Raw genomic sequence first — 14,322 nt, forward strand, 5'->3', positions numbered from 1 at the left:
TGTGTTCGTTGTTTATTGGTTATTTACAGATCCAATGATTTTAAAAATCAAGGTTTAATCCCAGCACAAATACCCGGGGCCGCGGATAAAAATTATTATCGATGCCCCCCTGCACCTCAGGATCCAGTCCTTTATATTTGGTGATCACAAATACATTCTGTGCGCTCAGATTCGCGCGGAGGTTACCGGTTTTGGGAAGCAATTTCCCAAAATCATATCCCAGGTAAATATTATCCATCCGGAGAAATGAAGCGTTTTCAATATAATAATCCGAGAAAATGAGCTTATCGCCGCCACCGGCAAAATCGGTCAGCAGCAGATCCCTGGAACCATTATTCAGGTATTTCAGCGGGTTCAGGATATTTGTTCCCAGGGCCGTTGCAGAAATGACATTGTTATATACATAATTACCGATATTGGCGCGGGCGCTAAAGCCTGCGGAAAATTTTTTATAATTCACAGAAGAACCGAGTCCCAGGAAGAACCGCGGATCCGGATTTTTATACCGGTAATAATCGTTCTCATTGACCAGGCCGTCATGATTGCGATCCACAAAAACACCTTCCACCGGTTTGCCAGCGTCGTTATATACCTGTTGCAGTACATAGAACGAAGAGCGCGGATAGTTCACCGAATGGATCTGTATAAGATTACCCACTCCCCCGGTGATACCACCGGTTTGGGCGCCCGGGTATGAAGGATCGTCAACCACTGTTAATTTTGTAATCTGGTTTTTATTGTAGGTAGCATTAAAGTTTACATTCCAGGTCAGGTCATTATTTTGCACCGGTACTACATTCAATAAAAACTCTACACCCCGGTTTTCCATGCTCCCGATATTCGCTACGATCTTGTTGGTAAAGTTTGTGCCCGCCGGCTGGTTGATCTCGTTTAACAGATCCGTAGTCTTTTTATAGTATACATCAATACTCCCGTAAATACGGTTGTGGGCAAAACCATAATCCAAACCGGCATTGTAGGTGGAGGTTTGTTCCCATTTACGCTCATAATAATAACCACCCGGTCGATACATCTGGTAGTACTGATCCCCCAGCTGGTAGGTAGCGGTGGCCGAGCTTAAATTGTAATAGGAGATATAGTCAAAATTACCGATGCCGTCCTGCTGACCGGTAACCCCGTATCCCAGTCGTAGCTTCAGGTCGCTTACCACCGAACTGTTCTTCAAAAATGCTTCATCTTTCAGCTTCCAGGCAAAGGCCGCAGAAGGGAATATCCCCCAGCGGTTATTAGGATTGAACTTGGAAGATCCGTCGGTACGCAACGCTGCGGTCAGCAGGTAGCGATCGTTAAAACTGTAATTCAACCGGCCATAGTAGGAGAGCATTGTGTACCGCGGTTTGTCTAACGGGAAATTGGGCGAGGTCTTCGGGATCAGGCCACCGCTGGCGTCATAGTTGGCAAAATTGATATTCCGGGTCACAAAATCATAATACCCATATCCGGCCGTAAGATCGATCTTGTGCCGGTTGAACAGTTTGGTGTAATTCAGGTAAAATTCAACCAGCCCGTTATCCCGCCAGGAAGCATATTTATCCGCCTGCCCGTTGTATTGCTTTCCGTCTGCCACAGTACCATATTTCTGCGCAGCGCTATCGTTTACAAATATTTTTCCATACCCATGTGCCACATCGTATCCCAGGTTCAGGTTGGCCCTCAACTCCGGAAGAAAATGAAATTTGTAATCGAACTGGATGTTACCGATGCTTCTGATATTCGTTCCGTTATTGTGGTAATCCTCCAGCAAACCTACAGGGTTCCGGGGTGCCAATGATTTTAAACCGCTTACCGCAGAAGGATCCAGCCATTCATAGTAGCCGTTATACCGGTTACTTCCGGAATATACCGGTTGTGTAGGATCAAAATTCACAGCAGCCGCAATTGCCCCGGTATTGGCAAAACGCGAGTCGGTGCGGGCAGCCCTCACATTGATATCAATTTTCAGATGGTCATCCAGCAAGGATGGGCTTAAATTGATTCCAGCAGATTTCCGTTCCAGATCGCTGGTTTTCAAAACACCCTGCTGTTTCAGATAGCCAACAGAAATACGGTAGGGCAGTTTGCCCTTTGCGGCCGTACCGGAAAGGCTCAGGTTATTATCCGAACCGATGCCCGTACGGTAAATCGCTTTTTGCCAGTTGGTTGCCGCATTGCCCATTAAGGTTACCTGTGCAGCATCCCCATGGGTTTTAATATAGTTCCTGAATTCATCCGGAGATAACACATCGGCATATCCCGGTAACTTCGAAACCGAAAGCTGTGTATTGAAGTTGATCACCGGCTTGCCGCGCTTCCCTTTTTTGGTAACGATCAGGATCACCCCGTTGGATGCTCTCGAACCATAGATGGCCGTAGCAGACGCATCTTTCAAGATACTGAAGGACTCGATGTCATTGGGGTTAATCAGTGATAACGGATTGGGAGAGCCGGTAAGGCCATCGTTACTCAGCGGTACCCCGTCGATTACGATCAGCGGGTCATTACTGGCACTGAGCGAGGCACCGCCCCGGATGCGAATCGTACTCCCGCTGCCAGGGGCTCCGTTGTTGGAAGTGATCTGCACACCGGCTACTTTCCCGGCGATCAGCTGTTCAGGTGTGGTGGCCTGCCCTTTATTAAAGTCCTTCGATGTAACCAGCGCCACCGACCCTGTAAGGTCCTTCTTCTTTGCCGTTCCATACCCGATCACCACCACACTCTCCAGGTTGGCAATCTCCGGCACCAGGGACACATTCAGTATGTCGCCGGTTATTTTTACCGTTTGGGAAGCATACCCGATAAATGAAAACTGCAGGGCACCCACCGTAGTTCCTGCATTGATGCGGTAAGCACCGCTCGAATCTGTTAAAGCAGCGAGTGAACGGCCAACAAGGGAAACGGTAACTCCCTCCAGCGGCTCCCCGGTTTTTGAGTCGGAAACGGTACCGCTGATTGTGCGGGTTTGAGCACTGGCAATTGCCGAAAATAACAGCAGCAGTAGCAACGCAGACGATGCTGCAAACAATCTTCTCATGTACATAGACAAACAATTATTATTTTAACATCAATTGTGTACTTAATACACGTTAATTGAAAAATACAATGTCAAAATTACATCATTATGTGTACAAAGTACACAATGCCTGCAAAAAAAATTATATGTTAGGCTAACTTATTGTTTTTGATTAGTTTGGGTTTAAACTTATAGAGCTTTCCTGGGCGATGCGACACATTATCCTCCATTTCATTAAGGTCTACGAGCCAGTTTTTGAGGGTGATTTTTTTTCGAAAATTCCGGCGGTCCAACGGCATATTCAGGATGGCTTCATACACTTCCTGCAGTTCCCGGAGTGAAAATTTTTCGTCCAGCAGATTGTGTACCACTGGATGCTCTTCGATCTGTCCGCGCAGGTGTAGCAGACTGGTGGCCAGGATTTCCTTATGATCAAATGCCAGCTTGTGAATATGCTTTACTGCATGCCAGCGCAGATCATTATTATTGATCTTGAGTTTATGGTTATTGATGTTTACCAGGGAATAGTAAGCAGTTGAAACCACCCTGCCCGAAGGGTGGCGGTTTACCGCGCCGAAGGTATGTACCTGTTGCAGGAATACATCATCCAGATCCGTACGTTCTTTCAGGATGCGATAGGAAGCTTTGTCCAGGTCTTCATCGGGGCGTACCAGGTCTCCCAAAAGGGAATACAAACCTGCAAATTCCTTCAGATCCGATTTGATCAGCAGTACCTTCAACTCCTTTTCTTCATATCCGAAAATGACGCAATCGACGGAGACCGCAATTTTAAAATATTCCAGGTGACTGCTTTTCTCCAGCGCCGCCGTTTTCAGATTTGAACTTTTAGCCATTGTTTTCGTGATGGTTACAAAAGTACAATTTGAGTTATAAAATCCCCGTGGTTTAACAGCATTTTCCGGAATAGTTGCACACAACATCTAACAACCGATCGTTTGTTTAGTCACAATAAAACGTTAAAGCAGCTACGAAAATATCGTAGATCAAAAATCCGGGGTATCTTCCGCAAAACTTTTTATGAGATACGTTTTGACCCTTGTCTGCCTGTTCCTGCTGCGGCTGACTGCTGCTACACAGGATCAGGCCTTATACATTGTTCCGGATAACGCATTGGGTATAAAAGCAGCCAATCTCTTTTCCGAGATCCGGCTGATTCCGCTTGAAACAACTGCCGCCAGTTATTTTAACAATATGGCGGACTTTGTGGTGACCCCGGACCGGCTGGTTTTTATGGACAATGAATCCAACTCGATCCTTGTATTTAATAAAGAGGGGAAATTCCTGCATAAGTTTAAAAAGAAAAAGTACAAATTAGGGCAGCTCCAGTACAGCCACGCTAAAAACGCGATCTTTTTTACAAGCTCCAATAAAAATTATACCATCCCATTTTCAAAAGTCATGCAAATGACACAAAAGCCGGGCAACCGCGATTTTTCCAAATACAAGAACATTGAGTTGCTGTACCTGGGTGACAAAGAGCAATACCGGATCGAAAAACTGCCGGTACCTTATTATGCACTCAATAACCTGTATTATATGAACGGACGGTATCTGCTGCGCAACAGCCGTTACAATAAATATGTAAAAGACACCGTCCTGTATCACTTAGACATAATGAACGGAGATAAAAAAACGGCTTCTTATTTTCCTTTTCTCAATGTACCAAAGCTACCGACAGACTTTGACGAGATAAACATCAATATCGACCGTACCTTAAACGACAGCACCCTTTACATTAAAAAGGATTATGACAACACCATCTACACACTGGTAAACGACTCTATTAAGCCGGCATTTAAGTTTATCTTCCCGGCAGCCAATACCATGCCGGCAAGCTTCTACACCACTGCCTTCCGGAATAATATCGATTTTACCAGTTATAAAACCAAATACAATAAAGCGGTCCGGTCCTTCTTTAACATTATCGATCTGGAAAAAGTACTATTCTTTGGTATGAACGATAACGCCTGGGGATACAAGCGTTATGTATTTATTAAAAATTCCTCCTCTTTGTACGATCTTTCTAAAACCACTTCAGACAGTACAACCTGTTACCTGCCCGCAGGTATTTTTTCAAAAATCAGCAATTATGACAGCAACTATGTGTATACCTTTATTTCCCCCGGCGATCTGCTGAAGGAAAAAGCCAGTATTCTTTCCAGATATAACGATGCGCCGCCTCCATTTTTAAAACAACTGCTGGACCAGATCGGTACCTTCAACAACCCAGTCATCATTCAATTAAAAATCAATCCTGCTGCAAAATGAGACGCCTTGCACTCCTGCTCCTGATCCTGCTTCCCACCGTACTTCTTGCCCAGAAAAGAACCGGGGCCGTAAAAGGCATCCTGTATGATTCGATTAACGACTATGCCCTGCAATCGGCATCCGTTACCATTTATAAACAAGCTGACTCCAGCATTGTAGAGTTCCAGCTCACCAATACGCAGGGAGAATTTGACATTAAGAACATACCCTCAAAAACAGCACTGTATTGCATCATTTCCTATACGGGTTACCGCCCCTTTGTAAAGAACTTCCAGCTGGATTCAACCACCCTGACCACTAACCTCGGCAAATTGTTCATGACACGCCAGGGTAAGGACGAACTGGATGAGGTGGTGGTAAAAGCAGTACAGCCTCTACGTATGAACGGCGATACACTGGAGATCAACCCCGATGCTTTTAAGCTGGATTCCAACGCTGTTGTAGAGGACATGCTCCTGCGGGTACCGGGCCTTACCGTATGGGGCGACGGCACGATTACCATGAATGGCCGGAAGCTGGAAAAAGTGTATGTAGACGGCAAGCCCTTCTTTGGCGGGGCGGCCCAAACTGCCACCCAAAACCTTCCCAAGAATGCTATTGAAAAGATCCAGCTGTACCAGGAAAAGGATGTCTCCAAATTGACCAATACCGAACAGAAAACCGATTCTCTTTATTCTATGAACATCAAACTGAAGGATGATAAAAAGAAAGGGCTGTTTGGTAAAGTAGGCGTGGGATATGGCACTGACGATCGTTATACCGGGGATGCCGTTGCGCAGGCTTATGACAAAAAGAACCAGCTGGGTGTTGCCGCCGGCATTAACAATATCAACAAGGAAGAAGGTACCGGTGAGAATGCCTTTATGGAAAATACGTTTAAATCCAATTTCCGGTTCTTCTATGGCGGAAGAGGAAATGCCAATGACGGCATTACCCGGAGAACCTATGGCAACCTGAAATGGCAGCACAATTTCTCCGAGTCGGAAAATTCCCAGTTCTATAACCGCTTTACCGGCGACTACGGATACCTGAACACGTATAAGAATTATTTGTCTAACAGCACCAGCGTTCAAACCGTTGACAATTATAAGCTGAGCAATATCAGCAACAACAAAAGCAATAACGACAACACCAGCAATACGGTCAAATTCCTCTATGAGAACCGCAAGAAATTTGGCAACTTTGTAAACATCAGTGCCAATTATGTAAACCAGTACAGCACCAGCTCCAGCGAGGGACAGACCGATGTTTTCAGGAATGATACCACCGCAGTAAGCCGTACATCCAACAGCAGTTATGCTACGACCAACAGTAATAATTTTTATATGTTCGGCTGGCTCCGTTCCAATGACTATGAACTGCGCGACGATCCCCGGAAAAATTATTCCATCAACTTCGGTGCCGGCTATAATGAATCACGGACCAACCGGGGTACCCTTAACACACTGGAATCACTGGCAGACAGTATTTATACCAATACCATCGATCGCAGGTACAATAATTACAATAAAAATTACAATGCCAATATCGGTTTAAATTATGATGGATTCAGGCCGCTGCTGTTTGGCATCTATAACTTTTTCAACATCAATATGTCGCTGATCAATAACATCAATTTCTCGCGCAATGAGCAGGATGCAGCAGTCTTTGATCTTGATACGGCATCTCATCAGCAGCATCAGTATATAGTGAACAAGCGCCTCACCAACACCAACACCCTTACCAATTTCAGTTATAACCCGGCCCTGAACTTCAATAAGTCTATTAATAAATCAGTATGGGGCAAATACTATTACTGGCTGAACTTTGGGATAGATCTGCGATACCAGTTCCTGAACCAGAGCAATGCATCGAGCATCCTTAACCGGAATATCGACCGCTCCTTCAATTCATTTATTCCGTCGTTGAATGCCAATTTCAATTACCAAAAGGAGAACGTACTAAGGATCAATTCTTATCTGTGGGCCAATATGAGTGCACAGCCGCCATCCATCGACCAGCTGTACCCCATTATCGACGATGCCGAACGGTACAATATGATTGCCGGGAATCCTTTTCTGAAAGCCCCCAAAACGAAAAATTTTAATTACAATTTTGATATCAGCCGGGCAAAGCTCAACAGCAAGAGCAATTATGGTGCAAGACTGGGACTTAACTTTAATAATATCAGCCGGGCCATTGGAGACAGCCTCGTGTATCTGCCGGACTCTTCCGGAAGAAGCATTCGTTATCTTATCAACGTGAATCATCAACGGACCGTGGGAGGTAACCTCAATCTCAATTTCTCAACCAATATCAATAAGATGAATACTCTTGGTTTCACCTATGCTGCTTCAATCAACAACAGTTACCGTCCAGGGTATATCGACCACCATTTGTCTACTTCCGACAACACCAGCCTGAGCCACAATTTCAGTGTCCTGTATAACCGGATCGATAAATTCAATATAAGCATTGGCGAAATCGTTTCCACCAACCGGAATCGTCAGTCCAACAGCACCCTGCCGGTATCTATGATCCGGAATTATACTACCACCAGCAATATCAATTATTTTATTACCAAAACAGTAACCTTCAATACCTCGATAAATTATCAGCGCAACAAAGCTGCAAACAGAAATGCGGTTAATGCCACCATCTGGAATGCCAACGCCATTTATCGTTTTATGCAGCAAAAAGCAGAGCTAAGGCTTTCTGCATTTGACCTGTTGCGGCAGAACAAAAACATCACTAACTTTTTAGACCGGAATATGGCTACCACTACGGTTACAAATGGCCTTCAGCAGTATTACATGATCACCTTTTCCTACTATCCCCGGAAGTTCGGGGGTGGAGGCAACCGGCGACCTGCCGGTCCTCCCGGCATTATGATGATCGCACGCTAGTGCATCAATATTGTATCCGCAGTGGTTAAATCAGATCTGAACAGATCCTTACACTTAAACAGGGGATACAGCAGTGGGTTCGTGCGCCTGCTGTATTGCTTTGAGTAGCCGGTGCGCTCTGTTCAAAAGGGGCGCGGTTTGGCAGCCGCCGGGACTTATCCGCCACAAGCGGCAATAGTCTTTGGTAAACAGGGACTGCAACTCCTTCTAAGAACAGGTGCTTCATTTCCCCGTTTTCAATTACTTTTAGATCCGCAAACAGCATCTATGTATACAAACGAAGAAATACGGGCATTACAGGAAAAAACCCGGGCCTTTTTAAAAGAAGGAAAATATTTGCCCGCAACCCCTGAGGAACTGGAAACTCTGCGGAATGTACTGCGCTTTCATGAGCACCGGTATTATGTGCAGAACGATCCCCTGCTGGCAGACACGGAATACGACCATTTATATAAAATGCTGGAAAACGTGGAAAAGGACCAGCCGGACTGGGTTACCCCCGATTCACCCACCCAGCGTGTGGGAAAAAGCCTGAACGGCAATTTTAAAACGGTGCAGCACCTGGTGCCCATGCTTTCGCTGGACAATTCCTACAACAGCGATGATCTTAAAGATTTCGACCGGAAAGTGTTGCAATTATCAAAAAAAGACAAAGTAACTTATTGTGTAGAGCCCAAATTCGACGGAGGAAGCATTTCTCTCATTTATGAAAACGACCTGCTGGCAAGAGGCGCCACCCGTGGCAACGGCGTGGAAGGTGATGAAATCACCACCAACATCCGCCAGATCCGTACCGTGCCGCTTTCGGCTGCCTTTAGCCGGTACGGGATCCAGCAGATCGAAATCAGGGGGGAAGTATTGATCAATAAAAATAATTTTAAAAAATATAATGAGGAGCTGGCGGAAAAAGGGCTGGCGCCCCTGGCCAACCCGCGCAATGCCGCTGCCGGCACGCTCCGGATCAAAGATCCGGCGGAAGTACGCCGCCGCAACCTGGAAGCCTTTGTATATCACATCAGTGATTATACTTTATTGCCGGGACGAGAATTACCGGAGCCCCTGCAAACCCACGAAGGCTCCTTAAAACTGTTGTGGGAACTGGGTTTCCGGAGCCCGGTAAAAGAGCTCCGCATCTTTGAGCGGATCGAAGACGTAATCCGCTATTGCACCGAATTTGAAGATGGAAGGGACGCGCTTCCATATGAGATCGATGGCATGGTGATCAAAGTAAATGCCATCGATATGCAAGAGCAATTGGGTATGACCTCCCACCATCCCCGTTGGGCGATCGCCTTCAAATTTAAGGCCCGGCAGGCCACCAGCAAATTACTGGAAGTAAAGTTTCAGGTAGGCCGCACCGGATCGGTAACCCCGGTTGCCAAAATTGAGCCGGTCTTCATCGGGGGTGTTACTGTAAGTTCCATTTCCCTTTTTAACGAGGAGGTGATCAAAGAAAAAAACCTGAAAATAGGCGACACCGTATTGGTTGAACGAGCGGGTGATGTAATTCCCTATATTGTAAAATCGATGGAAGATCTGAGGGATGGTAATGAAAGGGATATCCATTTCCCCAAAGCCTGCCCGGTATGCGCCAGCGAGTTATTCAAAGAAGCGGAGGAGGCCGTTTGGCGTTGCATCAATATAGAGTGCCCGGCACAGGTGGTGGAACGCATCATCCATTTTGTAAGCAAAGATGCCCTGGATATCCGGGGCTTCGGCGAAGCCAATGTGCGCAAGTTTTATGACCTCGGCTGGCTGAAAGACATTCCCGGTATCTACAAGCTCGATTTTGAAAAACTGGGCACACTGGAAGGTTTTGGGAAAAAGTCCATCGATAACCTGCAGCAAGCCATCGAGCGCAGCAAAACGCAGCCGCTGCACCGCGTTATTTTCGGACTGGGGATCCGCTTCGTAGGGGAAACAACCGCGAAGGTGCTGGCCGCCAATGTCAGTCACCTGTTGGAATTACAAACCTTTACACAGGAGGCCCTGCAAAGCCTGGAAGACATTGGGCCGAAGGTAGCCGGCAGTATTGTACATTTCTTCAGCAATGCATCCAATATTGAAATGATCCGGGAGCTGGAAACACTGGGCGTGCAACTTACCAATACCCATAAGCAGCTGGATACAGCCGGCGCTCTTGCAGGCCAAACATTTTTATTTACCGGAACCCTTCCTACTTTAAAACGCAGCGAAGCCGAAGCCATGGCAGAGGCCCAGGGAGGAAAGATCGTAGGTGGCGTAAGTGCCAAATTAAATTACCTGGTAGTGGGCGAAGATGCCGGCAGCAAGCTGGAAAAAGCTAAAAAGATCAACACCGTAAAGATCATTACGGAAGCAGAATTTTTGAAAATGGTGCAATAACGGAAGGGAAAGGTTTCAGGTTTAAAGTTTAACGTTTTAAGCTGGGTATTTTATATTTCCGAAGGGAAGGTTTCAGGTCAGGTTCCGATTGACGCCTGATGCATAATCCCCATTTCCCCATTTTCAAATTCCATCCTCTATTCTACATTCTATATTTTACATTGGCTATTTTAAATTCGCTGCAGCCTCAATCAGCTTTAACGCCTGTTCCATTTCCAGGTCCCGGTTACTCAGGTAATCGTCTAATGTATAGGACACAACGATATCCGGGCGTAATCCATGACCGGCTTCTGTAACGGGATTGGGTGCATTGAAGGGAATCAACCCGAAAGCATAGTCGATGCCCGTATGTCTCATCTGGTTATGGAACATAATACCCGCCGTGGTAGTATTGCGGCCACCTCCGGTTTCTTCTCCAATCAAAACGGCCCGCTGATCCATGCTTAAGGCATTGGCCATAATCGCCGCCGCAGAAAAAGTGCCGCCGTTTATCAATACATACAAACGGTTTTTATACGATCCGCTAAATGGCACCACATTAGCCCAGCCCTGCAGGTTGTAATCCTTCACATATTTCAGCTGGTTCCGTTTAACAGTATCCGCTGGAGGCAATATCACCCCTTTGATCAGTTCCGAAGGAAACTTTACCGGCTGCACCGGTTGTGTAATCAAGCCTTTCAGTAGCATCAGCATCAATCCCTGTTGTCCGCCGGTATTGCCCCGCAGATCCAGGATCAGATGACTTGTTTGAGAAAGCTCCTTCAGGAACACCATTGCAAACAGACGCTGATCCGCCGTATCCCATGCCGGCTCAAACGTGTTCACCTTGAGATACAAAGTACCGGTATTCATTCTTTTGAAATGAAGAAAGGGAAGCTTCCGGCTTGCAGAAGCTGGTATTTGAACCGCCGGTCTGCTTGGTTTACCACGCACCGCAATACTGTCAACTGTCTGATACCGCCTGTAAACTATATCCAGGGTTTCGCAGTTATGAAAAACATATTCCCATAACCCGTTCAGCGGCTTGTAGTTTAGAAAAAAATATTTAAAGGTGCTGTTATAGCCGTCTGCGCTCATAAACCTGAATACGGTGTCAATAATTGCTTCCGGCAGCATACCGTTGATGCGCACGATTTCCGCTCCTGCGGGTATCGTTTTCCCTTCTGCTACATGAGCAAGCACGAAGATCTTTTTACCGATAAACCTCAGTTGCAGCTGATTCAACGGAGAGTCATAACGCAGTAGAAATTTTGAAACGTCCTGCTCTGTAATTTTTTCCGGGTTAAAATAATTGCAGGTTATATGTCCGTCGCCGATCCGGTTCAACACCGGAAGCAACCGGTAATAAACCTGCCGGGCTGTAAGCGAGTCTGAAATACCTTCCCGCAGATAGTCAAAAGCACTTTTCAGTTCATCGGGCGCAATATACCGCGTAAGGTTCGGATGATATTTCTTAAGATCCCTATACAACTGCCCGATATCATTCCGGATAGATGCCGGGGCATATTTCTGTACTACCCTTCCATAGAGATACTGCGCAGTACAGGCTCCATGGATCAGCAGGAATAAGACCGTTAGTTTCAGAAATTTCATCCGGGCTACTTACTTTTTTTCGGTAATGCCAACCGTTTCCGGTCCATGCGGAAGATGATCGCTTTTCTTACCAAATTCAACACGATAGATCTGGATCAGCAGTAAAAAGTATGACATAAACAGTGGGCCAAAAATAAGTCCCATAATTCCAAACAACTTCAATCCAAGGAGTACTCCGAACACAGTGATCAGCGGGTGAATATCGCCTATTTTTTTCAGGATCGTAAACCGTAATACATTATCGATTCCCCCAACAACGATCAGGCAATATAAAGTAAGCCCGATACCGTTGCCAACACTTCCTGTAGCAAATACCACCACACAGATCGGTATCCAAACAATCATGGTGCCTACAGCCGGCACCATCGACGCCGCTCCGGTGATCAGTCCCCACATTACAAAATTATCCACGCCAAAGATCCAGTATCCCAGTACCGCTACCAGGCCCTGACACAAGGCCAGGATGGGAATTCCCAATGCATTGGAACGCACCATCATTTTTGTTTCTTCCCACAGCGTTTGAGTATTATCATCACTGAAAGGAATAAAAAGGCGAACCCGCTTTTCCATGGCCCGCGCATTTACCTGCATGAAATAAAGGATGAATAATGCCGTAAAAATGTTTACAAAGATCTCTGCCACCGAATTAAGAATACCGGGAAAATAGGCCGTTACTTTTCCCAGGGTGCGCATCAGCGATTCATCGGAAAGATTGATCCGGTTTAGCAGCGGCTTACTGGCAATAAAGGCTTTTACAGCATTGTATTTTTCGATAATTACCTGTTTATTGGCCAGCAGGTTGCTGATCTGCGGGATCATTACTTCAATAATCAGCCACAACGGCAATGCAATGACCAGCAGAGTAGTAAACATTAAAAAAAAGCTGGCCAGTGATTTTTTCCAGTTTTGTTGTTCGGTTAACCGGAAAAAAGTTTTACGGAACAGGATGTATAAGGTGATTGCTCCAAGGGCGCCAGGTGTAAAATATCGAAGGTTAAAAAAGATCATAAACCCAAGCAGCCCGATCAACAATATCAATACAATCTGCCGGAGTATATTGTTATCAATTTTTCTGTAGCTCATTTTATGATTTTATGCCTATAAAAATAGCTTATTTTGATCATTGTTGTATTTCCAAATATAAGGAACACCTTGCTCCAGTTCATTTCCCAGGTGACGGTCCGGTAAATTTTTTTGCAGGCTTTGCAATAAGGATAGCAGTATTTTCCTTTGCTATTATTTCTTATACAATGCCCTCCGGTGTCTGATGTTGGAGGTCGCAAATTGCGACCTCCAACAAACATGCTATATTCCTCCTGTTTTAAACTAAAAAACTTCCAGGTGCGGATCCCCGAAAACCGGAAACAGGTCTGGGGCTAGCCCTGGTCATACCGTTTAAACCTGATCTTATTCCCGGGTACCGGATTCCGCTGCCTTTCAATCAGTTCTTTTAAAACAACGAAAATATTTTCAATATCCTTACTATGCGCCCTCACCTCTTTCTCCAACTTTCCCAGTTACATGAGTATTTCCTTGTGTGTTAATCCATATTCCCCGCATCTTTACAAAAACCCTAATGATCCTGAGGTTCACATCAATTGCCGTTCTACTGTTCAATATACAGGATAACATGGTTACGCCCTGCTCTGTAAAACAAAAAGGTGCATGCGCAGGCCCTTTTTATCAGCAGCGCCCAGCGTTGCATTCTCCCGCCATTTCTTAAATTCAGCAGCTGTCATAGCAAACATAAAATCTTTAGGAAAGCAGCCGGCATTCCGTTTACTGCTTCTTTTAAACGCTTCGTTTCTACACCATACAATTCGGCCAGGTCCCTGTCCAGCAACACCCGCTCCCTGCGGACAACGTATATACGGTTCAGGATCTTTTGCTCGGCAACAAGATGCTGCAATGTAGTCCTTGCCACGGCTTCTGGTGTTTAACATCGGTTCTGAATTTGAAGGGCACAGATTGCGTCCTCTAAACTTTTTATGCTGTTTTATTACGCTGTTCTCGACCCCCGTTTCTTAACCGATTCAAATTGGAGGCCACAGATTGCGTCTTCCGATTTTGTCCCTTATGGCCTTATTCCTGATTTCCCTATTACGCTGATCGTTCGGACACGGTGTACGCCTTATTTTTTTCATAAGTTCATTATTACATTTACCGCCCTGATCATTGCGA

Annotated in this window: 8 protein-coding genes; 3 read left to right on the forward strand and 5 right to left on the reverse strand. The window is 45.7% G+C overall.

Going from position 1 to position 14,322, the window contains the following annotated elements:
- Positions 1 to 40 precede the first annotated feature (40 nt).
- Both LL912_RS15385 and LL912_RS15390 read right to left on the reverse strand, forming a co-directional pair.
- Positions 41 to 3,037: a SusC/RagA family TonB-linked outer membrane protein gene (locus LL912_RS15385; RefSeq protein ID WP_235554465.1), complete on the reverse strand. Its 2,997-nt coding sequence runs from the start codon at positions 3,035 to 3,037 to the stop codon at positions 41 to 43.
- Positions 3,038 to 3,159: 122 nt separating this feature from the next.
- Positions 3,160 to 3,864 carry an NUDIX hydrolase gene (locus LL912_RS15390; protein WP_235554466.1) on the reverse strand — a complete coding sequence of 235 codons (705 nt, stop codon included), beginning with the start codon at positions 3,862 to 3,864 and terminating at the stop codon, positions 3,160 to 3,162.
- A 184-nt stretch (positions 3,865 to 4,048) separates the two neighbouring features.
- Between LL912_RS15390 and LL912_RS15395 the strand changes: the two genes are divergently transcribed.
- The 3 genes from LL912_RS15395 (at position 4,049) to ligA (ending at position 10,548) form a co-directional block, all read left to right on the forward strand.
- The gene (locus LL912_RS15395) at positions 4,049 to 5,299 is read left to right on the forward strand and encodes a 6-bladed beta-propeller (protein ID WP_235554467.1); all 1,251 of its coding nucleotides are present in this window, start codon (positions 4,049 to 4,051) and stop codon (positions 5,297 to 5,299) included.
- Complete coding sequence (locus LL912_RS15400; protein ID WP_235554468.1) at positions 5,296 to 8,184, forward strand: outer membrane beta-barrel protein; 2,889 nt, start codon at positions 5,296 to 5,298, stop codon at positions 8,182 to 8,184. The genes LL912_RS15395 and LL912_RS15400 overlap by 4 nt, the downstream gene beginning before the upstream one ends.
- Before the next feature lie 267 nt (positions 8,185 to 8,451).
- On the forward strand, positions 8,452 to 10,548 hold the full coding sequence (ligA, locus tag LL912_RS15405) for an NAD-dependent DNA ligase LigA (RefSeq protein ID WP_235554469.1): 2,097 nt from the start codon (positions 8,452 to 8,454) through the stop codon (positions 10,546 to 10,548).
- A 165-nt stretch (positions 10,549 to 10,713) separates the two neighbouring features.
- Here the strand turns inward: ligA and LL912_RS15410 are convergent, their stop codons facing one another.
- The 3 genes from LL912_RS15410 to LL912_RS26105 form a co-directional block, all read right to left on the reverse strand.
- Entirely contained in the window at positions 10,714 to 12,141 is a 1,428-nt protein-coding gene (locus LL912_RS15410) for a S41 family peptidase (protein ID WP_235554470.1), read from the reverse strand.
- Positions 12,142 to 12,150: 9 nt separating this feature from the next.
- The gene (locus LL912_RS15415; RefSeq protein ID WP_235554471.1) at positions 12,151 to 13,224 is read right to left on the reverse strand and encodes an AI-2E family transporter; all 1,074 of its coding nucleotides are present in this window, start codon (positions 13,222 to 13,224) and stop codon (positions 12,151 to 12,153) included.
- A 652-nt stretch (positions 13,225 to 13,876) separates the two neighbouring features.
- Positions 13,877 to 14,065 carry an ORF6N domain-containing protein gene (locus LL912_RS26105; protein WP_235554472.1) on the reverse strand — a complete coding sequence of 63 codons (189 nt, stop codon included), beginning with the start codon at positions 14,063 to 14,065 and terminating at the stop codon, positions 13,877 to 13,879.
- Between the last annotated feature and the right edge of the window lie 257 nt (positions 14,066 to 14,322).

Origin of the sequence: Niabella agricola, assembly GCF_021538615.1 — a bacterium.
GTDB classification, from domain to species: Bacteria; Bacteroidota; Bacteroidia; order Chitinophagales; family Chitinophagaceae; genus Niabella; species Niabella agricola.